The 20,190-nt window shown below is 71.3% G+C and carries 23 protein-coding genes; 9 read left to right on the forward strand and 14 right to left on the reverse strand.

Annotated features, from left to right (window positions below):
• Nucleotides 1–163: 163 nt before the first annotated feature.
• From AB0B61_RS32650 to AB0B61_RS32660, 3 genes are all read right to left on the reverse strand, one after another.
• Complete coding sequence (locus AB0B61_RS32650) at nucleotides 164–673, reverse strand: hypothetical protein (protein ID WP_358440037.1); 510 nt, start codon at nucleotides 671–673, stop codon at nucleotides 164–166.
• Nucleotides 674–1,196: 523 nt separating this feature from the next.
• On the reverse strand, nucleotides 1,197–1,493 hold the full coding sequence (locus tag AB0B61_RS32655) for a hypothetical protein (RefSeq protein WP_358440040.1): 297 nt from the start codon (nucleotides 1,491–1,493) through the stop codon (nucleotides 1,197–1,199).
• Nucleotides 1,490–1,663 carry a hypothetical protein gene (locus tag AB0B61_RS32660; RefSeq protein ID WP_358440042.1) on the reverse strand — a complete coding sequence of 58 codons (174 nt, stop codon included), beginning with the start codon at nucleotides 1,661–1,663 and terminating at the stop codon, nucleotides 1,490–1,492. The genes AB0B61_RS32655 and AB0B61_RS32660 overlap by 4 nt, the downstream gene beginning before the upstream one ends.
• Nucleotides 1,664–1,865: 202 nt before the next feature.
• Between AB0B61_RS32660 and AB0B61_RS32665 the strand changes: the two genes are divergently transcribed.
• Together AB0B61_RS32665 and AB0B61_RS32670 are read left to right on the forward strand one after the other, a co-directional pair.
• On the forward strand, nucleotides 1,866–2,114 hold the full coding sequence (locus AB0B61_RS32665) for a hypothetical protein (protein WP_358440044.1): 249 nt from the start codon (nucleotides 1,866–1,868) through the stop codon (nucleotides 2,112–2,114).
• Entirely contained in the window at nucleotides 2,111–2,488 is a 378-nt protein-coding gene (locus AB0B61_RS32670) for a hypothetical protein (RefSeq protein ID WP_358440046.1), read from the forward strand. Before AB0B61_RS32665 ends, AB0B61_RS32670 begins: the two co-directional genes overlap by 4 nt.
• A gap of 7 nt (nucleotides 2,489–2,495) precedes the next feature.
• Here AB0B61_RS32670 and AB0B61_RS32675 read toward each other — a convergent pair whose 3' ends face one another.
• The 8 genes from AB0B61_RS32675 to AB0B61_RS32710 form a co-directional block, all read right to left on the reverse strand.
• Nucleotides 2,496–3,530, reverse strand: a complete 1,035-nt coding sequence (locus tag AB0B61_RS32675; RefSeq protein ID WP_358440049.1) for an LLM class flavin-dependent oxidoreductase — start codon at nucleotides 3,528–3,530, stop codon at nucleotides 2,496–2,498.
• 49 nt (nucleotides 3,531–3,579) lie between these two features.
• On the reverse strand, nucleotides 3,580–4,461 hold the full coding sequence (locus AB0B61_RS32680; RefSeq protein WP_358440052.1) for an ABC transporter substrate-binding protein: 882 nt from the start codon (nucleotides 4,459–4,461) through the stop codon (nucleotides 3,580–3,582).
• On the reverse strand, nucleotides 4,458–5,606 hold the full coding sequence (locus AB0B61_RS32685; RefSeq protein WP_358440054.1) for an LLM class flavin-dependent oxidoreductase: 1,149 nt from the start codon (nucleotides 5,604–5,606) through the stop codon (nucleotides 4,458–4,460). The genes AB0B61_RS32680 and AB0B61_RS32685 overlap by 4 nt, the downstream gene beginning before the upstream one ends.
• Nucleotides 5,596–6,351, reverse strand: coding sequence for an LLM class flavin-dependent oxidoreductase (locus AB0B61_RS32690; RefSeq protein WP_358440057.1), 756 nt, complete (start codon nucleotides 6,349–6,351; stop codon nucleotides 5,596–5,598). Before AB0B61_RS32690 ends, AB0B61_RS32685 begins: the two co-directional genes overlap by 11 nt.
• Nucleotides 6,352–6,420: 69 nt before the next feature.
• A complete protein-coding gene (locus AB0B61_RS32695) occupies nucleotides 6,421–7,212 on the reverse strand; it encodes an ABC transporter ATP-binding protein (protein WP_358440060.1) in 792 nt (263 codons plus the stop codon).
• Nucleotides 7,209–8,036 (reverse strand): ABC transporter permease subunit, encoded by an 828-nt coding sequence (locus tag AB0B61_RS32700; protein WP_358440062.1) that lies wholly within the window; start codon nucleotides 8,034–8,036, stop codon nucleotides 7,209–7,211. The genes AB0B61_RS32695 and AB0B61_RS32700 overlap by 4 nt, the downstream gene beginning before the upstream one ends.
• A complete protein-coding gene (locus AB0B61_RS32705; RefSeq protein WP_358440065.1) occupies nucleotides 8,033–9,100 on the reverse strand; it encodes an ABC transporter substrate-binding protein in 1,068 nt (355 codons plus the stop codon). Before AB0B61_RS32705 ends, AB0B61_RS32700 begins: the two co-directional genes overlap by 4 nt.
• Nucleotides 9,093–10,067: an ABC transporter substrate-binding protein gene (locus AB0B61_RS32710; RefSeq protein ID WP_358440067.1), complete on the reverse strand. Its 975-nt coding sequence runs from the start codon at nucleotides 10,065–10,067 to the stop codon at nucleotides 9,093–9,095. The genes AB0B61_RS32705 and AB0B61_RS32710 overlap by 8 nt, the downstream gene beginning before the upstream one ends.
• Before the next feature lie 126 nt (nucleotides 10,068–10,193).
• Between AB0B61_RS32710 and AB0B61_RS32715 the strand changes: the two genes are divergently transcribed.
• The 5 genes from AB0B61_RS32715 (at nucleotide 10,194) to AB0B61_RS32735 (ending at nucleotide 15,724) form a co-directional block, all read left to right on the forward strand.
• The gene (locus AB0B61_RS32715) at nucleotides 10,194–10,964 is read left to right on the forward strand and encodes an IclR family transcriptional regulator (protein ID WP_358440070.1); all 771 of its coding nucleotides are present in this window, start codon (nucleotides 10,194–10,196) and stop codon (nucleotides 10,962–10,964) included.
• A gap of 53 nt (nucleotides 10,965–11,017) precedes the next feature.
• The gene (locus AB0B61_RS32720) at nucleotides 11,018–11,143 is read left to right on the forward strand and encodes a hypothetical protein (RefSeq protein ID WP_358440074.1); all 126 of its coding nucleotides are present in this window, start codon (nucleotides 11,018–11,020) and stop codon (nucleotides 11,141–11,143) included.
• An 11-nt stretch (nucleotides 11,144–11,154) separates the two neighbouring features.
• Nucleotides 11,155–13,617 carry a histidine kinase gene (locus AB0B61_RS32725; RefSeq protein WP_358440076.1) on the forward strand — a complete coding sequence of 821 codons (2,463 nt, stop codon included), beginning with the start codon at nucleotides 11,155–11,157 and terminating at the stop codon, nucleotides 13,615–13,617.
• Nucleotides 13,614–14,267: a response regulator transcription factor gene (locus tag AB0B61_RS32730; protein WP_358440078.1), complete on the forward strand. Its 654-nt coding sequence runs from the start codon at nucleotides 13,614–13,616 to the stop codon at nucleotides 14,265–14,267. Before AB0B61_RS32725 ends, AB0B61_RS32730 begins: the two co-directional genes overlap by 4 nt.
• Before the next feature lie 185 nt (nucleotides 14,268–14,452).
• Nucleotides 14,453–15,724: an alpha/beta hydrolase gene (locus tag AB0B61_RS32735; protein ID WP_358440081.1), complete on the forward strand. Its 1,272-nt coding sequence runs from the start codon at nucleotides 14,453–14,455 to the stop codon at nucleotides 15,722–15,724.
• A gap of 15 nt (nucleotides 15,725–15,739) precedes the next feature.
• Here AB0B61_RS32735 and AB0B61_RS32740 read toward each other — a convergent pair whose 3' ends face one another.
• Nucleotides 15,740–16,381 carry a VTT domain-containing protein gene (locus AB0B61_RS32740; RefSeq protein WP_358440083.1) on the reverse strand — a complete coding sequence of 214 codons (642 nt, stop codon included), beginning with the start codon at nucleotides 16,379–16,381 and terminating at the stop codon, nucleotides 15,740–15,742.
• Nucleotides 16,374–17,000: a methyltransferase domain-containing protein gene (locus AB0B61_RS32745; RefSeq protein ID WP_358440086.1), complete on the reverse strand. Its 627-nt coding sequence runs from the start codon at nucleotides 16,998–17,000 to the stop codon at nucleotides 16,374–16,376. The genes AB0B61_RS32740 and AB0B61_RS32745 overlap by 8 nt, the downstream gene beginning before the upstream one ends.
• A gap of 133 nt (nucleotides 17,001–17,133) precedes the next feature.
• Here AB0B61_RS32745 and AB0B61_RS32750 point away from each other — a divergent pair, with 133 nt between their 5' ends.
• Nucleotides 17,134–18,402: a sensor domain-containing protein gene (locus tag AB0B61_RS32750; protein WP_358440089.1), complete on the forward strand. Its 1,269-nt coding sequence runs from the start codon at nucleotides 17,134–17,136 to the stop codon at nucleotides 18,400–18,402.
• Complete coding sequence (locus AB0B61_RS32755; protein WP_358440091.1) at nucleotides 18,375–19,034, forward strand: response regulator transcription factor; 660 nt, start codon at nucleotides 18,375–18,377, stop codon at nucleotides 19,032–19,034. The genes AB0B61_RS32750 and AB0B61_RS32755 overlap by 28 nt, the downstream gene beginning before the upstream one ends.
• Before the next feature lie 109 nt (nucleotides 19,035–19,143).
• Here the strand turns inward: AB0B61_RS32755 and AB0B61_RS32760 are convergent, their stop codons facing one another.
• Entirely contained in the window at nucleotides 19,144–20,175 is a 1,032-nt protein-coding gene (locus tag AB0B61_RS32760) for a hypothetical protein (protein ID WP_358440094.1), read from the reverse strand.
• Nucleotides 20,176–20,190 lie beyond the last annotated feature (15 nt).

A 20,190-nucleotide genomic window follows, 5' to 3' on the forward strand; every position in this document is an offset into this window, starting at 1 on the left:
GGGGCCCCACCACCCCCTCCACCCCCCCCCCACCCCCCCCCCGCGGGTCGCGCCCCCAACCACCCCCCCCCCGCGGCCCCCCCCCGCCGCCCCCCCACGTCGATATCGGCCGGCGCCGGGGCGCGCCGACCAGTGATCCCTCGGCGCCGGTACGTCCCCATCGTCAGGGCGCCTGGAACCAGGCGTTGATCGTGTCGTACGTCCGGCCGGAGATGGGGTCGCTCGGCAGGTAGATGCGCAACTGGCCGCGGCCGCCCAGGTGGCCGAACTCGGGGGAGACCGCGCGCATGTGGCCCTCCTTCGTGACGATGATGGCCGAGTCGGCGGCGATCACGACGTGGCCGGTCCGCCGGGCGACGTTCAGGGGATGGTTGCCGGTTCCGATGTCGCAGTTGGCCAGCAGGATGACGTCGCTCGGCTTCAGCTTCGGCAGGTTCAGGAGGAGGTCCGAGATCTGCGCCGCGTCCAGGGTCTGGCCGCCGATCTTGTTTCCCCGCTCCGAGCCGTGCCCGTCCACGTACAGGGCACCGTCGATGCGCCGCACTTTGCGCGCGGAGGAGGCCAGGCCGGCGTCGTGCGGGTGGTCGAGGTCGCGCAGCCAGACACCCGCGTCGGTCTCCTCGACGTGCCGCTTGAGGTGGTGGTTCAGCTCGGCGGTGAGCGGCCTGCACACCCAGGTCCATCGCGAGCATCAGGCCGCCGAACAGCCCGATGTTGAACAGCAGCCGCTTGGCCAGCTGCCTGACGATCGCGCGGGTGAAGCGGGCGCGCCACCCCGCGGCCGCCAGCCCGGTCCCGGCCGTGGCGGGGTTCGCGATTATCGGCATCAGTGTCCACAGCTGGAAGATCAGGAACGCGATCGACAGCTTGATCAGCCGCTTGGTGTACTGGACTTGCACGCCGAGGTCGTTCAGCGCCATCGCCATCCCCGCGAGGCGCTTCAGCAGGTTGGCCTCGCTTTCGCCGACCTTGAGCGAGGCGTTCCCGACGAAGGCCTGGAGCGCTTCGCCGTCCCAGATGTCTCGATCGGGAACGGGGACGCCACTGCCCTCCGCGACCCGGTAGGCCGCATCCGCCAGCGCGTCGGCCAGCGCGAACAGCTTGGACTCGTCGCCCTCGGGCCAGTCCATGCCGACGGCCCAGCCGATCCACGGCCGCATCCAGCCGGGTATCTCCCCGTCGAGCAGCACCGCCCGTCAGGTCCCGGGGTGCTCCGCGCCCTGGTAGTTCGCAGCCGTCACCTGTATATCGTCGCCGACGCCCTCAAGCCGGTCGATGTGGTCGTTGAAGGCGTTGATGACGCCGTCGCGCATGCTGGGGAAATCCTTCTCCATCTGGGCGCCGTACTGGTCATGCCCCATCGGCCGCCCCGCCGCCGCGAACGCCTCGCGTACGTCGTGCAGGATGCCCCGGATGCGCTCGGCCTCCTCGGCGGAAGCCCTCCCATGCTGACGGATGCCGTGCGGCCGCGCGTTGTAACCGGAGACCGTCATTCCTTGGCCGCCGTCCGCCGAAGCTCGTCGAGGAGCTCGAACTCCTCGGCGGTCAGGTCGGCCGCGACGCTCAGGGTGCCGTCCGAGGTGTGCATAGTGATCGGCTCAGGCCGCTCGTCCTGGTCCGGGAGGACCTCGAAGAGCGGAGGCCGCCGGTCTTCCGCGCTCATGCCTCGAATCTACAGGGCGCACTCCCACTGTTGCTCGAACCAGTGGATCGTGCCCGATTCCGAACGCAGATCCGACACGTCGGCGGCGCGAGCAGGGCCACCACGCCAGTCGGACGGCGAGCCGCGGCATGCGGACCTCCCGGACGCCTCGGCAGGATGGCTCCTACTCTACTAGGAGCTATCCTCCTAGTAGGGTATCCTCATGGGTGTGACCGAAGTTCCTCCACCACATATGCGCCAGCTTGCCGAGGTAGCAGCGATAGTGGCCGCTGCAGGTGCCACGGCTGACTGGCTGTATCACCTCAAGGGCGACATGTGCGCGCTGCGTGTGATCAAAGATGGCATCATCTCGGTTCCCGTCATGATCCCTGTAGACCCGGATCGTGACCCGGAGCTTTTTCGTGAAGCCCTCAAGCGCCTGGAGGCGGTCACAGAGAGGATGAGCCGATGAGCAAGACGATCACCTATGTCATCACCTACGAGAACGAGCGGTGGGTGTCGCGTTGTCCCACCGGGGAGACGGAGGGAGTCGGTGTGGCCGGCTCCTTGTCGCAGCTGGAGCGTGATTTGGCGGAGATCCACGCATGGGCTTGGCCTGAGAACACCCCTGGCGTGGAGTTCGTCTTCGACTTGCCTGGGGACGTGGCCGTGCTGGTGGCCGAATACAGTCATGAGCGGGAGTTGGCCGAAGCCCACGCCAAGCGCGCTGCGGAACTGGCCGTCAAGACCGCGAAGGCTCTCACGAGCCACTGGTCGGAGCCGGACACGGCACGTGTCATGGGCCTGTCGAAGCAGCGCGTCCATCAATTGAAGGTCAGCGCCTGACACAGAGTCATGACGGGCTGCGGTCCACGGCGGGCCGCCAGCCGAGTTCGGGCCCCAGCCGGGTGGCCATGTCGGTGAGGATCTGTACGTAGTCCTCGTGCTCGAAGGTGAACGGCAGCGCGAACGCCACCTCGTCGATCTCCCGGAAGGCGGCGTGCGCGTACAGCCGCTCGGCGATCTCGGCGGAGCTGCCGACGAGGTCCGGTGCGAACATCATGCGGGCCGGCCCCTGCGGTGTGGCGGTGCGGGGCGTGCGCTTGTCGGCGTAGGCCTGGTATCTGGCCCGCTGCTCCGGCGTGGCCGTGTCCGTGGGGATGACGACCAGGCCCTGGGAGACGCGGGCCCGCTCGCCGTCGGGGTGCCGCGCGCGGAACGCCCGTACGTGGGAGAGCTGGATCTCGGCGAAGTCCGCCGACTCCTCGGCCTTCACGACGCTGCTGGTCAGGAAGTTCATGGCGTGCTCGCCCGCCCAGGTGGCCGAGCGGAGGCTGGCGCCGCCGTACCACATGCGGGTGCCCAGGCCGGGCGAGTGGGGCTGGACCCGATCGGAGAAGACCTCGAAGCCCTCGACGCCGCTGAAGTCGGTGGCCGGCTCGCCGCGTACGAAGGACAGCAGCCGCCGGACCCGTTCGTAACTGAAGTCCTCCTGGTCGGCGGTGCCGGGATGGAGCGCGTCCTTGACCTGGTCATAGTGGAGCGGCGGGCCGACGCTGACGCCTGGATTGAGCCGGCCGCCGGCCAGGATGTCCACCGTGGCCAGGTCTTCGGCGAGCCGCAGCGGGTTCTCCCAGCCGAGGGGGATGACCGCGGTGCCCAGCTCGATGCGGGTGGTGCGCTGGGAGGCCGCCGCCAGGACGGCGACGGGGGAGGAGATGCCGTACTGGAGGTGGCGGTGCCGCACCCATGCGCTGTCGAAGCCCAACTGCTCGCCCAGCTCGATGATCCGCAGCGTCGACTCGTGGCCGGGGCGCGGGTCGTCACCGTCGAACAGGCCGATCGTCAGGAAACCCAGCTTGCGCAGCGGTTGCGTGGGTAGCGGCACGATGGTTCCTCCTCCTCGTCATTCCTGGCAGCGGAGAATAGTCGCGGACCTAGTGCGTCCGTGCCACCAGGTCGCCGATCTCGGGCAGTACGGCGTCCGCGACCGAGATCTCGCGCTCGATCAGCCCGTTGGCGTGGAAGAGGTCGGCGGCATGCTGCTGCTCGGTGACGAACTCCGCACTCACCGGGCGCAGACCCCAGGGCCGGGTACGCAGGGCGTGCTCCCAGGCGTCGAGGTCCCCGTCGAACAGGGCGGCCGCCTGGCGCGGGTGCTCCTCGGTCCAGCGGTCGGCCCCCTGGAGAGCGGTGACGATCCTGGCCAGCTCGTCGGGCCGCTCCAGCGCGAAGTCGCGGCGGGTGAACCAAAGAGAGCGGTGGCTGAACAGGCCGTCGGTCTCCACCAGCGTCCTCGTACGCGACTCGACCGGCGTCAGGTACGGGTAGGAGCCCACCCAGGCGTCCACGTCGCCGTTCACCAGCAGCTCGGCGGCGTTGCCGTAGGCGTCCACGGGGACGATGTCGCCCCAGCCGAGCCCGGCCCGCTCCAGCGCCAGCAGCAGCAGGGTGGTCTGCCAGGAACCGTGCCCGAGCGCGACCCGCCTGCCCTTCAGCTCCGCCACGGAGCCGATCGGCGAGTCGTCCCGGACCACCAGGCGGCCGTTCTCGACGCGCGGCCCCGAGATCGCCACGTACACGATGTCGTGCCCCTTGGCCTGGGCGGTGACCGGGGGAGTGGAGCCGGTGCCGATGAAGTCGTACCCGCCGTCGAACAGGTGGTCGCCGTGGGCGGACGGGAGCGCCTTCGTGGGATCGACCCGCTCGCCCCTGCCCAGGCTGTTCAGGCCCACCCACTCCACGTCGGGCAGCAGGTCGCGGTGGCGGGCCACCCACAGGGTGTTGTTCTGCGGGAAGAAGCCGACGCGGGTGGTCATGAGGTACGTCCTTTCAACAGGGGCAATACGTGGCGGCCCACGCGGCGGGCCTCTTCGAGATGGGGGATCCCGGCCAGGATCAAGGCGTCCACGCCGAGGTCGAGGAGCTGGTCGAGGCGTTCGGCCACCTGGTGGTAGTCCCCGACCAGGCCGAAGGCGGGGCCGTCGCGGAGCGCGTTGAACCCGCCCCACACGTTCGGCGCGACCTCCAGGGCGCGGTGGTCGTCGCCGGCCTCGGCGAGGAAGGAGCGGCTGCGCCGCACCCCGACGGAGTCACCCTGCCCCGCGCCGCCCTGCCCCGCGCCGCCCTGCCCCGCGCCGACCTGGCGGGCGCGCTCCGGGTCGGCGGCGCGGGCCCGCCAGCCGTGCGCGATCTCCTCCCACGCCTCCTCCTCGCTCTCGCGGGCGAGCAGGTCCACGCGTACGGCGAACCTGGGCGGGGTGTCGCTGTGCGCTCGTACGGCCGCGAACTTCTCCGCCAGCGCCTCGTACGGCTCCAGCCAGGACAAGTAGTAGTCGGCGTGCCGTCCGGCGGCGGCGATGGCGGCGGGGGAGGAGCCGGAGAAGAAGATCTCCGGGAACGGCTGCCCGGCCAGCTCCGCCGGCAGCCCGGCGTGCTCCGTACGGTAGAAGCGGCCGTGGTGGGTGAGGTCACCCGCCCAGACCCCCTTGAGTACGTCGAGGAACTCCGAGGTACGCGCGTAGCGCTCGTCGTGGTCGACCTTGTCGCCCCACCACAGCTGCGCTGGACCGCCGCCACCGGAGATGACGTTGTAGACGACCCGGCCGCCGGTCGCCCGTTGCAGCGTGGCCGTCATCCTGGCCGCCTGTACCGGGTGCAGGAATCCGGGCTGGAAGGCCACCATGAACCGGTACGACGTGGTCTCGCGGGCCAGTGTCGCGGCGGCTGCCCAGGGATCGTCGGTGTGCGGGAAGTTGGGCAGCAGCCCGCCGACGAAGCCGGACTCCTCGGCCGCCCGCGCGACCTCGGCCATGTAGTCGGCGTGCGTGTAGCCGTCGTCCCGGCCGTCCCGAGTGCCCGGGGCGGTGCCGCCGGGGGCGAACCCGCCGCGGCTGCGGACCCTGCGGCGCAGCGAGGACTGGTCGCCCTCCATGTGGATGCGCCAGTAGATGTCAACCGGCAAGAGCCCGCTCCTTCATGTGCTCGCCGAGGCGATAGACGTCCTCGGTCTGGAGGAAGAACTCGGTGACGCCCCGCCCGGCGTACGCGTCCGCGTGGTCGAGCGAGGACAACTGGACGCCGTACCGCAGGCCGGGCAGCTCGGGGACGAGGGCGTCCAGGTCGTCGCCCTCGGCGAAGACGTGCACGTCCGCGTGCCGCCGCGACAGGGCCAGGGCCTCGGGCGAGGTGCCCGACAGCTGTACCTCGGGGAAGGGCGGCGCCGACAGCGGCAGTCCGAAACCGCCCTCGACGACCTCGTAGAAGTCGCCGTGGAAGTCGAAGGAGCCGCGCCAGACGCCTTTGGCGACGGTCAGGAACTCCTCGGCGCGGGCGTACCGGTCGGCGCCGGTCAGGAAGTCGCCCTGCGCCCTGGCCACGGCCGGGTCCAGGTCCACCGCGAGCCGCCAGCCCAGGCGGCCCGCGGTGAAGCGCTGCAGGGAGGCCGAGACCTTGGCCGCGTAGACGGGGGTGGCGACGGCGGCGTGGAACTCGGCGACCACCCGCAGGTGCCGGGTGCGGCGCAGGACGTTGGCCGCGACGGTCAGCGACTCCTGCCCGCCGGGGTCGAACGGCACCAGCGCCCCCGCCAGCCCCGCCAGGTCCGCGGCCACGGCGATCCGCCCGGCCGGATCGGTGGGCGCGGGCCGTACGTCGGTGACGAACGCGGGCAGTTCCGCGCGGGCGGGACTTCTGGTGGGGAGGATCACGTGAAAGCACGTCATCACGCCACCGCCCGCAGGGTGGACTGGCTGCCGGAGATGAACAGGGCGGTCATGTCACATCTTTCCTAGGAGTTCGGTGGAGACGGGCGGCGTCCTGACCGGGCGCGCCGACTGCCCTGTCTCTTCGAGGAACGCGGCCGGCGGAGCCCCCGCGTGGGTGTCCACGCCGAGGTCGGTGAGCAGCTTGCGGCGCAACTCGACGAAGTCGGGGTCCGTACGGTCGCGCGGACGGTCGATGCCGACCCGCAGATCCGTGACGAACCTGCCCTCGCGCAGCACCGCGATCCGGTCGGCGAGCAGGATCGCCTCCTCGACGTCGTGCGTGACCAGCACCACGGCCGGGCGGTGCCGGGCGCACAGTTCGGCGATCAGGTCCTGCATGTGCAGCCGGGTGAGCGCGTCCAGCGCGGCGAACGGCTCGTCCAGCAGGAGCAGCTCCGGCTCGCGGACCAGCGCCCGGGCGAGCGCGACGCGCTGGGCCTCGCCACCGGACAGCGTCGCCGGCCAGGCGTCGGCGTGCCGGCTCAAACCCACTTCCGCGAGCGCCGCCAGACCCTTGGCCCGCGCGGAACGACCCTGGCCGATGATCACGTTGGCCAGCGCCCGCTTCGACGGGATGAGCCGCGGCTCCTGGAAGACGACCGTGCGCACCGGCGGCACCAGCACGCTCCCGCCGGTGGCGGCGTCCAGCCCGGCCAGGATGCGCAGCAGCGTCGTCTTGCCCGTGCCGCTCGCGCCGAGCAGCGCCAGGAACTCGCCGCGCCGCACGTCCAGGTCCACCCCATCGAGCACCGCGCGGTCGCCGAAGACCTTGCGCAGCCCCGTTGTCCGTACGGCCAGGCTCATCGGATCGTCACCGCCTTGCGCCAGGGCATCAGCACCCGTTCGGCCCCCCGCAGCGTCAGGTCGGCCAGCAGCCCGATCACCGCGTACAGCAGCACGCACAGCGCCAGGATGTCGGTGCGCAGGTAGTCGGTGGCCCGGGCCATCAGATACCCGAGCCCGGCCGTCACGTTGATCTCCTCGGCGGCGATCAACGCGATCACGCTGAGCGTGGTGGCCAGGCGCAGCCCGGCGAAGACCGACGGCAGCGCGCCCGGCAGCACGACCTCGCGCGCGATCGCGAGCCGGCCGAGGCCGAACGAGCGGGCCGCCTCGACGACCCTGCGGTCCACGTTGCGTACGCCGCTGGAGACGTTGACGTACATGGGGAAGGTGCAGGCCACCCCGATCAGCAGGATCTTGGACGCCTCCTCGATCCCGAACCAGACGATGAACAGCGAGGTCAGCGCCAGGAAGGGGATGGCGCGCAGCGCCTGTATCGAGGAGTCAAGGAGCTCCTCGCCGAGCCGGGTGAAGCCGGAGACGACGCCGAGCAGCAGGCCGGTGGAGGCGCCCAGCACCAGGCCGAGGCCGGCCCGGGTGATGGAGACGCGTAGCGCCTCCGGGAGCTGGCCGTCCGCCCACAGCTCGCCGAAGGTCTTGATGACGTCCTGGGGACCGGCGAGCACGTCCTTGGTGAGGGCGCCGGAGGCCGTGGCCGCGTACCAGGCCACCAGCAGCAGGACCGGGCCGATGGCCCGCAGCGCGAACGTCGCCGCGGGGTGGCGACCGGCCGAGCGGGGCGGATCCGGCGCGACCAGCCCCGCCACGAGGGTCTGCGCGGTCATGACGCGGCGTCCTTGGCCGCGCTGTCCTTGGTCGTGTTCCCGAGCTCGGCCGCGTTCCCTTGCTCGGCCGCGTTCCCTTGCTTGGTCGAGTCGCCGAGCTTGGTCACGTCCACGACGTGCTGGGAGACGTCCAGCGGCGCGGTGAGCACCTTCTGGTCGAGGAAGAACTTCGCGACGTCCTGATATTTCGCGATCTCGGCTGGGGTGACCGCCTGGGCGGGCTTGCCCTTCTTCTGGATGTCGACCACCAGGTCCTTCTGCTTGCCCTGTACGGCCTGCGGGCCCGCCTGGGTGAAGACGTTCAGGTACGCCGCCGGGTCGGCGATCTCCTTCGCGCTGCCCTCCTTGATGAACTCGAACAGCGCCTTGACCACCTCGGGATGCTCGTCGAGCAGCTTCTTGGCGGCCACGTAGATCACGTAGTTGTCGGACTTGATCGCCTCGCCGTCGGCCAGGATCCGGGCGTCCAGGTCGGTGACGGCGGGGATGAGGAAGGTGGAGAACGTCGACCAGCCGTCCACCTTGCCCGAACCGAAGACCGGTGCCGTCTGCGGCGGCGGCAGGTAGACGCGCTTGACCTTGTCCACCGGCACCTCGAAGGTCTGCAGCGCCTTGAGCAGCAGGTACTCGCTGGTGCCGCCGTGCCCGACGGCCACGCTGCGCCCGGCCAGGTCCGCGACCGACTTGATCGGGGAGCCGTTCTTGACCACGATTCCCTCGCCGGCGAGGTCGGGCGGCACGGTGGCGAAGATCTTGAAGCTGGGCTTGACGGCCAGCGCGGTGACGCCGGAGGTGATCGAGCCGGTGGCGATGTCGAGCGAGCCGGCGTTGATGGCCTGGGCGGCCGGGGCGAAGACGGAGAAGTCGCCGGCCCACTTGACCTTGGCGTTGACCTTGGCCAGGGCGGCGTCCAGACTGCCGTCCTTCTTCGCGACGGCCAGGAAGCCGCTGTTGCCCGGGTCCGAGATTCTGACCACCAGCTGCTCGGGGCCCGCGGTGGCGTCGGTGCTGCCACAGGCCGCGGCCAGGAGGACGAGGGGGAGGGCGAGCAGCAACTTACGCATGGGTGACTCCTTGCAGCGGGGTGTGATCGGCCCAGGCCGCGACGTCAACGGGCGATTCGAGGAAGCCGTGGGCGCGCAGGAAGCGTTCCTGCCGGGCCAGCAGGTCGAGGCGTTCGGGCGACAGACTGAGGTGCAGCGAGGCGCCGGGGACGTAGGCGGCGGTCACGCCCGTCGCGCCCGCGCCGGTCTCGGCGCCGAGGATCCTGGCCACCTCCGCCGGGTGCTCGGCGGCCCAGTCGGCCGCGCGTACCAGGACGCCGAGGAAGCGGGCGACCACGTCGGGATGCTCGTCCAGCAGCCGCTGGTGCACGGTGATCGGCCGTGGCGTGCCGTTGTTGACCCGCGCCCGCCGGTCCGGCACCTGGTCGAGGTCGATGCCGACCTCCACGCCGTGGCGCAGGGCGGCCTCGACGGCGAGAGCGCCCTTGACGTAGACCGCGTCCACCTCGCCGGCGGCCAGCGCGGCCAGCTCGGCCTCCCATTGGCCGCCGCCCGGCTCGGCCTCGACGTCCACCGGCTCGGCGTCGCCGAGCCCGAGCCCGGCCAGCCTCAGGGCGCCGTGGAAGCCGTGCAGGGCCATGGCCCGCCAGAAGTCGATCGCGATGCGGTGCCGGGGAATGGCCAGCCGCAGGCCCTTGAGCTGCCCGGGGTGTTCCAGGTCGGTGCCGGAACGGACCAGGATGGCCTGCCGCTCCTCGATCCAGGTGAGCCCGATGAGCCGGGTGGCCTCGCCGCGCGAGCGCGCCCAGAGCGCGGGCACGTTGCCGCCCTCGCGGAACAGGCCGGTCAGGGCGTGGGTGTAGTGCGTCTCGCGGGGGACGTCGGGAGAGTCGTCCTGGAGGGACCGGACCTCGATCCCGTCGCCGGCGAACTCCCTGGCCAGCCAGCCCTGGTCCGCCGCGATACCCGTGGCGGTGGGCACCGGACAGCGGGTGAACCAGAGGGTGTCGAGTGCGGTGGTGGTCATGGGAGAGAGTTTGCTAGTAAATTGGTAGGAAATGCAAAGAATGTCCCGCGATGCGGGAAGCGTTTCCGGCCGGACCGGCTCTCACCTGGTCCCTGCTCTCCCTACTCGGAAGACGGAGTTTCCCGCATGGCAGCAGAAGGCGGCGTCCAGTCCGTACACAGGGCGATCGGCATGCTCGACTGCTTCGGCGGCGGGGACGTCTCGCTCAGCCTGTCCGACCTGTCCCGCAGGATGGAGCTGCCCACCTCCACCGCGCACCGCCTGGCCAAGACCCTGACCGGCGCGGGTTTCCTGGAGCAGGAGGCGCGGACGGGCCGCTACCGGCTCGGGCCGTCGATCACGGAACTGGGGCAGCTCTCCTTTCACCGGCGCGGCCTGCACCGGATCACGCCCGAGCTGGCCGAGCTGGCCCGTATCACCTCCGCCACCGTGGACCTGGCCGTCCGCAACGACAGGCTCGCGGTCATCCTGAGCGGCGGCTCGCTCAACCGCGACAGCGGCATCGGCCTGCGCCGCCCGCTGCACTCCACGGCGCTGGGCAAGGTCCTGCTGGCCTGGGACCCGGAGGGGAAGGCGGACCTGGCGGCGCTCGGGCCCCTGCCGGCGCTGACCGGCCGCACGATCGTGGACCACGGCGAGCTGCGCGCCGAGCTGGACCGGGTACGCGAGGCCGGGTACGCGCTCAACGACGGGGAATCGGGCGACGGGATCCGCACGGTCGCGGTGCCGGTGCTCGACCGGCTCGACCACGTCCGTTACGCGCTGGCCGTGCGCTCCACGCCGCTGGTCATGAGCGACGCGCGGATCGGCTGGTTCGTCGCGCACACGCGGGCCTGCGCGCGGGCGCTGGAGGTGCTCCTGCTCCCTCCGGCCGAACGCAGGCCGCGCGCGGGCTGATCACGCCGCCCGCCGGGTCGAGCACCTTGACGCCCGCGCCGCCGGAGCCGGTGATGCAGACGTCACGGATCACCCCGTTCACCATCGTGTTGTCGCCCGGGTCGATGGTCGTCCCGTTCTTCGAAGACGCGCTGCCTCGCGCCGGCCTGCCCGCCGCCTCGGGCCGGCCGAGATCGTAGGCTGGGCCGTTGTGGGAGATGGCCGGCCGGAGTGGCGGGACGTGCTGCTGCCGGGGATCCTGGCCGTCGCGCTGATGGCGCTGACGGTGTCGCATCGCTTACCGGCGGCGCTCACGTGGGTGGCTGACCCGGGGTCGCCGCTCGCGGCGGACAGTCCTCTCGCGACCACGTACGCGATGCTGGGTTCGGGTGCCGCCTGCGTCGCCCTCGTCTTTCGCCGGATCGCGCCGGTGTGGGCCTTCGGGGGCACGCTCGCGGCAGCGGTACCGAGCATCAGCGCAGGTGGCGGTGGCGTCCTGTCAGGGGTGGTCACCGTGATGGTGGCGCTCTACGCGCTGTCCCTGCATCGTACGGCTGGGGTCGCCGCGGTCGGGGCCTGCGCCGTCACGCTGGCCGGTGCCGCGCTGACGCTCGCTGCCGGCGCGGGGGCGAAGATCGTCGCCGGGGTCGCGTTCCAGGCGGCCGCGATGGCGGCGGTGGTCTGGGTCATGGGGAGGTCGCGACGGCGCAGGCGAGCCGGCCGATCGGCCGTCTCGGCCTATCACGCGGGCTCGGCGTCAGTGCCTCGACTCGCCGCCGGTGCGGAACGGCGGCGGCTGATCGCGGAGTTACATGACGTGGCCGCGCATCGGCTCACCGGCATCGTGGTGTCGGCCGCCACCGCCACGCGGCTCACCGATCCCGAACTCGCCGCCGCCGCCACCCGGCACGCCGCGGAGGCCGGGCGTCAGGCTGTGACGGAGCTGGACCGTCTCGCGGAGGCCGGGCGTCGGGCCGTGATGGAGCTGGACCGTCTCGCCGAGGCCGGGCGTCGGGCCGTGACGGAGCTCGATCGCCTCGCCGAGGCCGGCGGACCCATGGCTGCCGTCGAACCCATGACCATGGAGGACATCGACGTACTCGTCGCCGAGCACATCGGCCTCGACTATCGGCGCACCGCCATCAGCGCGCCTCCGGAAGTCATCTTCATCGCCTACCGGGTGGTCCGCGAGGCGCTGACGAACGCGACCCGATATGCCGCGGGTGCCTCCCGGGTTCGGCTCGACATCCTGGCCGGACACCTGGTCGTCACGGTCACCGACGAGGGTGGTGACGCGGCGGCCTCTGACCTCGGGACGGGCAACGGGCTGGCCGGACTGCGCTCCGCCGTACATTCCGTCGGCGGCACGTTCTCGGCAGGGCCCAAGGACGGCACGTTGTCGGCAGGGCCCAAGGACGGCACGTTCTCGGCAGGGCCCAGGGACGGCACGTTTTCGGAAGGGCTCAAGGACGGTGGCTGGGAGGTGCGGGCCGACCTCCCCCTGGACCCGTCCGCTCCGACGCGACGAGTGAGCCATGCGCGACCACGGCTGAGACGTCGCATGAAGGCGGCGACAGATGCGGCGACAGATGAGCCGGGCATGGCCAGGGCGAGGCGGATGGCCGATTGGCGGGGGTCCAGGGCGCTCGACGGAGCGCTGGTCGTCCTGGCGATCGCGCTGACGCTGGGCGCGAACCTGCTGCCGGGCGATGACCTCGACCCCTTCGCCACACCCCTCCCCGGCCTGCTGCTGGCGCTGCTGTTCGCCCTGCACGCGCTGCCCCTGGGGTGGAGGACGAACGCGTCCCGCCGCGGCCTGGCGGTCACGCTGGTCTCCGTCCTGGTCTGGCTGTGTCTCGACCTGGCAGGGTGGGCGGGGCCGCCGGTCAGCGACATGTTCCTGTGGTGCTGCTGGATGGAGCTGGCGCTCCTGTACGCGATCGGCGCCCGTACACAATCCCGGGACTGGCCCGCGCCGATCGTGATGGCCGGGGTCGGCGGCTTGGCACTCGTCAGCGGGGACGGCATCACGGGCGATCGGCCGGCCGCGTGGCTGGTGCTGACTGCCATGCTGGCCGTACCTGCTGTGGCGGCCTGGGGCTTGGGGAGGTTCGTCGCGGCGCGCCGCAGACGGCGCAGGACGGCGGTCGCGCGGGAGCGGGACCTGCTCGAACGCGCGGCGGCCGTGGCGGCGGCGGCCGAGCGGCGGCGAATCGTCGGTGGGTTGCGTCGTACGGCACGTCGGCACGCGCAGCGGGTGGTCGACGGAGCCGAGGCGGGGCGGTTGGACGTCGTGCTCGCCGAAGCCCGAGCCGGGTTGGCCGCTCTGCGGGAGCTCATGGAGCAGGAGCGGGACGATGGCGACGAGCCGCCGCACACGGTGAGCGGCATCGCCGTCCTGACCGCGCGACGCGGTGGCGCGGCCCGCTACGTCGGGCTCCGCAGGCCGCTGCCGCCGGCCGTCGAGGTCACCGCCTATCAGGTCGCGAGGGAACTGCTCGCCGAGGGCGCGGCCGTCGCCGTGACCTTCCTCGACGGGGGCGTCACGGTGTCCGGTCAGTCACCGACGAGCGGGGGGCGACTGCGCGCGCTGGTGGACGCCGCGGACGGTACGCTCATCGTCGCCGACGACGGCTCGGCACAGGTGTGGCTGCCGGAGGTGTCCCTCACATGATCAGAGTGGTGGTCGCCGACGACCAGGCCGTGGTCCGGGCGGGGATCAGCGCCTTCCTGGACGCCGAGCCGGACCTGACCGTGGTCGGCCAGGCGGCCGACGGGGAAGCGGCCGTGGCCCTCGTGACCGCGCTCCGACCCGACGTCGCGCTCATGGACATCCGGATGCCGGGCATGAACGGACTGGCCGCCACCACCAGGATCACCGCCGAGGTTCCGGCGACGCGGGTCGTCGTCCTGACCACGTTCAATCTCGACGACTATGTGTTCGCGGCCTTGCGCGCCGGTGCCGCCGGATTCCTGCTGAAGGACACCGACCCCGAGCGGGTGATCGACGCGGTACGCGTGGCTGCGGGAGGCGACGCGCTGCTGGATCCGGTCGTGACCCGGCGGCTGATCGACCATTTCGCCACCAGCCCGGGTCCGGCCGACGCCGGGCGGCTGTCCGTTCTCACCCCCCGCGAGACGGAGGTGCTCCTGCGGGTGGCGCGCGGCCTGACCAACGCCGAAGTCGCGCTCGCGCTCGGCCTCAGCCCCGCGACCGTGAAGGACCACGTCGCCGCCGTACTCGGCAAGCTCGGCGTGCGCGACCGGGTTCAGGCCACGATCGTGGCCTACGAGACGGGCCTGGTACGGCCGGGAGTCGTCTGACCCAGGACCTGACCAGGAGGCGGGTCCCGCAACGGCCGGGAGCTGTCTGAACCACCTGCTCGGAAGCCTGGGTGGCATCCGCCGGGAAGCGGGGGCGGTATCCGCCGGGAAGCGGGGTTCCGGCGGGTGAAAAACGGTTCTGAAGGGCCAGGGAGCGGCCTTTTCCCGCTCCTAGCGTGATCTCCATGGCCCGAACCTTTCCGCGCCGCCTCCTCGGAGGCGCTCTCCTCTTGGCCGCTCTTGTGGTGGCGCCGCCCGCCGGGGCCGCCGGCTTCCTCGCCACCGCCGCCATAAGCGCACATATCCCGATACTTGCGGCCGCTGGGCTGGTGACGATGGCCGGCACCGGTTTCCTGCTCGCCGCTCCGGCGCTCAAGCTGCTCGGCGCGCGCCGGAGCCGGATGGTCGCGCTGCTGGCCGCCATCGGCTTGACGGCCGTCATCGCCGGGCTCGCGGCGGCCACCGTCTTCCGGCCAGGCCCGGTCCCGAGCACCGCCCCGGCTCCCGAAGGCGTCCGTTTCTGGGATCTGCCGACCGGGTCCAGGATCGCGTACGTCCACGCCGCCGCGGCCGGCAAGCCCCGCCCGACACCAGTGATCTTCCTCCACGGCGGCCCAGGTACGCCAGGAGAGGGGATACCGGTGGGTGGCGAGGCCCTGGCGGCGGCGGGTTTCGACGTGTACGCCTACGATCAGCTCGGCGCGGGACGCTCCACCAGGCTGGACGACGTCACGGGCTACACCGTCGCCCGGCACGTCGCCGATCTCGAAGCGATCCGCCGCGTCATCGGCGCGGACAAGGTCATCATCGTCGGCCAGTCGTGGGGCGGGTCGCTCGCGGCCCAATACCTGGCCGCTCATCCCGGTAACGTGGCCAAGGTGGTCTTCACCTCGCCGGGCACGCTCTGGCCGGGCGCCAACCCCGACCGCGATCTCTCGCAGCTACTCACTCCGGCGCAGCGGGAACGCCACGACGAACTGACCGAATCACCGCGGATGCTCACCACGTTCCTCCTGCTGGGCATCAACCCCGAGGCCGCGCACGCCCTGCTCGGCGATCAGGAGGCGGACGAGCGCTTCCACGAACTCGCTCTGGTGAGCAAGGACACCGGCTCGTGCCCCGGCACTCCCTCACGCGAGCCCCATCACAACCGCCAGGGCTTCTACGTCAACCAGGTCACCAGCGACGACTTCCGCCAGGTCCCCGACCCCCGGCCCAAGCTTCGGCGGATCGGGACGAAGGCGCTGATCATGCGTGGTAGCTGCGACTTCATTCCCTGGGAGAGCACGTACGAGTATCGGCGTACGCTGCCTGGCTCGACGCTCGTGCCCATCGCGGGGGCGGGACACGCCATCGCGGGCGACCAGCCCGCCACCTACACCAGGCTTCTCCAGGCCTTCCTCACCGACCGGCCCCTGCCCCTGCCCGCCCACGACTCGGCCGACCCACCCCGCTGACCGGGCGCGGCGGCGTTACCGGCCTGCCTGGCGAGCCTGCCTGCGGTGTCGCAGCCAGAAGGCGAGCAGCAGCAGGGCGACCGCCGACGGGCCGGCGAGTGCGAGATGGCCGGTGATGCGGTGGATGACCTCCGGAGCCAGGAAGCGGCTCAGGCTCACGAGCGTCGCCGCCCAGGCGGCGGCGGTCGGCAGACTCGCGCACGCGAAGGCCCGGTACGACATGCCAGACCAGCCCGCGAGACGGGGAACCAGCGTGCGGGCGCTGCCCAGCCATTGACCGGCCAGGACGGCCCAGACCCCACGCCGCACCAGCAGGCGGCGGCCGTGCTCCCAGAATCCCGCCAGAGCGTCAAGCCGACTTCCCGAGGTGCACCACTTTCCCAAGGTGCGCCGCCTCCCTAAGGTGCGCCGCTGTCCTAAGGCGCGCCGCCGTCCCATGAGGAAGGACAGCTGCGTACCGGTGATCGCCGCGAACGCCGCCACCGCGATCGTCGCGCCCAGCGGCACCACACCCAGATGAGACAGATAGCCGAGAGCCACGAGCACGCTCGTCCCCGGCAGGAAGACCCCGATCAGCAGGCCGGCCTCGGCCACGATGAGCAGCCAGCCGACGATGAGCACCAGCGGCGGTGAAAGCTGCCCCAGCAGCTCAGACATCGAGGACCGGCCGCCGGCACACGTACGTCATTCCGGGCGGCAGGTTGCGCCAGACCGGCCCGGTGGTCAAGACCTCCTCGAAGGCGGACCGGAGCCGCCGCCGGAACGCCCTGGACCTCGGGAGCGGCATGGCGTACAGGTAGGTCACCGTGGTGAAGGCGGCGCCCGGCGCCAGCACGCGACCGATCTCGTGCAGGATGCGCGACTGACGGGGGCCGGGGAACAGTGACCACGGCAGTGTGCTGACCACCGCGTCGACCCGGGTCACGCCGGCCGCCGCCAGAAGGGCGCCCAGCTCCACCGCGTCGCCGTGGATCACCTCCAGCCACGGCTTGGCACGGCGCAGGTGGGCGACCATCGAGGGCTCGACGTCGATCGCGAGCTGGCGGGCGCCGGGCGGCAGCCTGCGCCGGATGGCCTCGCTGATCGACCCCGTACCCGGGCCGAGCTCCACCACGACCGGGGTCCCCGAGTACGGCACCACCGCCGTGAGCGCCCGCGCGAGCGACGGCGAACTCGGTGCCACGGCGCCCACCACACCCTGGTTGCGCACGGCCACCGACAGGAAGGCCCGCAGGTCGGTAGCTCGTGCCGACCGCAAGGCAGCTGTCTCGTTCATGGAGCAATGACATCGGCGGCGACGCCGCGGGCGCAGGGAGAGAGGGCCTACTCTTCGAGGTAGGGCTGGGTATACCTCCGCGGTAGTGCGAGGCCCATCGGCAGCGCCCCCGCCACCCCCTTATCTTTTGGGAGTGCGACCACGACAGGCCTGGCAGGCGCTCGCCCGGAGAGATCTGATCCTCTCCTCCTTGCCATGGCGCGCGATGGCCTACCTCGTCACGGGGGTGGGCGTCGGCGTGATCGTGCTCGCGCTGTGCCTGGGCTTGCTGGTCACCGGTTCCGTGCTGAATCTGGTGCTGATCGGCATCCCGGTGGTGCTGGCGCTGGGGTTCGGCGGTGTTCCGGTGGCCGCGCTGGAGCGCAGGCGCCTGCGGATCATCGACGGGGAGCCGGTCACCACTCCCCATCGCGTGCCCGCCCGGCCCGGGCCGCGCGCGTGGCTGGAGCTGCGTTTCAGTGAGCAGGCCACCTGGAGGGAGCTGGCCTACACCGGGCTCCTGGCCCTGGTGCTGTGGCCGGTCGAGTTCGCCATCGCGCTCTACGGGCTGGTGGTGCCCGTCGTGATGATCTGTACGCCGCTCGCCGTCGGCGAAACGGGTTCGATCAACGTGCTCAAGCTGTGGCACATCGAGGGCTATCTTCAGGCGTTCCTCGTGGCGGTGCTGGGCGTCGTCGTGCTGGTCCTCACCATCTATCCCCTGACGGCGCTGGCGCTGGCCCACGCCATGCTGGCCCGTTTTCTCCTCACCCCTCGAGACGACGAGCAACTGGCCGAGCTGACCCGTTCCCGCACCCGCCTGGTGGAGGCCTTCGAAGCCGAGCGGCGGCGCATCGAGCGGGATCTGCACGATGGCGCTCAGCAGCGGCTCGTGTCGTTGACGATGACGCTCGGGCTGGCGAAGATGTCGGATGGCGAGGAGGCCGCCGAGCTCGTCGACGAGGCGCACAAGCAGGCGAAGCTGGCCTTGGCCGAGATCCGCGACCTGATCAGGGGCATTCACCCGCGCATCCTCACCGACCGAGGTCTGCCCGCCGCGCTGGCGGACGTGGCCGACCGCTCTCCGGTGCCGGTGGAGGTGTCCGTCGCGTTCTCCGAGCGCCTGCCGGGGCCCGTGGAATCGATCGCCTACTTCGTCGTCTGCGAGGCGCTGGCCAACGTCGCCAAGCACAGCAAGGCCCGGCGGGCCATGGTCGAGGGGCGGTTCGAGGGCGGGCGGCTCACGGTGGAGGTCCGAGACGATGGCGTGGGCGGCGCCGACGCCTCGGCCGGTACGGGGCTGGCGGGCCTGGCCGACCGCGTCTCCGTCGTCGACGGCAGACTGATGCTGTCCAGCCCCAACGGGGGCCCGACCCTGTTACGGGTGGAGATCCCTTGCGCGTCGCACGTTCCCTCAAGATAGTCGTCGCCGAAGACGGCGTGCTGCTGCGCGAGGGGCTGTCCGGGCTGCTGGCCCGGTTCGGCCACAAGGTGGCCGCCTCCGTCGGAGACGCCGACGCCTTGATCACGGCCGTCGCCGAGCACCGGCCCGACATCGTCGTGACGGATGTACGGATGCCGCCAGGTTTCTCCGAGGAGGGGTTACGCGCCGCCGTCGCGCTGCGCACCGCCGACCCGAGCCTCGCCATCCTGGTGCTCAGCCAGTACGTCGAGCAGACCTATGCCTCCGAGCTGCTCGACTCCGGGGACGGCACCGGGGTCGGCTACCTGCTCAAGGACCGCATCGGCGACGTCGAGGAGTTCTTCGACGCCCTGCACGCCGTCGCGGCGGGCGGCACCGTCGTGGACCCGGAGGTGGTCAGGCAACTACTGCGGCGCCGCCGCGGCCCGCTTGAGCGCCTCAGCCCGAGGGAACGGGAGGTGCTCGCCCTGATGGCCGAAGGGCGGTCCAACACCGCGATCGCCCGGGAACTGGTCATCTCGGAGGCCGCCGTGGGCAAGCACATCGGCAACATCCTCACCAAGCTCGACCTGCCGCCCGCCGAAGACGACCACCGCCGCGTACTCGCGGTCGTCACCTACCTACGAGGCTGATGCCGCCCCTCGACCCTGCGGGCCACCGACCCCGGCGATCACCGACCCCGGCGGCCCACCGGCGGCGCTGACCCTGTGCGGGGGGCCGAGCGCCGCCGGCGCGCACGCGTCAGCGGAAGTCGGAGACGCGGAATACGGCCATCATGTCCTTGGTCCTGACCCCGGAGTAGAAGGACGCCTCGGCGCCCACCCAGCCACGGAAGGCCCCGCTGTCGTCGATGATCTGCTCAAGCGGCTTGATGTGGGAGTTGCCCGAGTAGCAGAACTGCTTGGCCTCCATGGCCAGGCAGGTGCACCAGTGCCACAGGGTGTCGCGTCGGTCGCGGTTGGAGACCTTGACGAGGTAGTACTGGATGGAGCTGACGTTCGCCTTGGTGCCGCCGCCGACGTTGGGGCAGCCGCCGGACTTCTGGCAGGCGCCCGGGGACGACGGCTGCAGGTACGTCAGGCACCAGGTCGTCGTGGCGCAGTTGCGGAACGAGGACTGCTTGAAGACCTGACCGTCCGACTTCACGATGCGGTTGCCCGCCCAGGAGACCAGGTCCTGCTTGAGCGTTCCGGAGAAGGCCCGCACGGAGCTCATCGCGCGGCGAGTGGTGAGCGGGGCGTTGCTCCCGTAGCCGTATCCGTTGGTGGCCAGGGTGCCGCCGGCGAACTGCAACTGGGCGAGCTTGCCGTCAGGCGACAGCTTCACGCGCCACTTCTCGGTCCAGGTCTGGGCGATCTTCCACCTGATGCTCACCACGTCGCCGGCCACCGTGTACGTTCCCGTACGGGATTCGTCCGGGGCGCCGGTGAAACCGGCGGCGGTCAGTACGTCGCAGGCGCGTACGCGTGAGCTGGAGCCGCCTGCCTTGGTCGCGCAGCTCGAATCCGGGACGACACCGGTCTTCTGCCTGCCCTCGGGCTTGCGCTGCCACCAGAGGTAGGTGTTCGCGCTGACGGTGCCGCCGGCCTTGAACTGGTACGTACCCAGACGCACCCAGTTCTGAGTGGACCCGGCGCGCAGGAAGCCCTGCGAGACCACAAAGTTGGCCTTCCCGCCGGGCAAGGACGATTGGGATGGTGCGGCGCTTGCCGAACTGGCCACGGTGGCCAACATGGTGAGCGTCGCGAGCACGGCGGTGAGAACTGCGCGCACGAGAACCTCCTTGAA

Origin of the sequence: Nonomuraea sp. NPDC049158 (genome assembly GCF_040648335.1) — a bacterium.
Lineage (GTDB): Bacteria > Actinomycetota > Actinomycetes > Streptosporangiales > Streptosporangiaceae > Nonomuraea.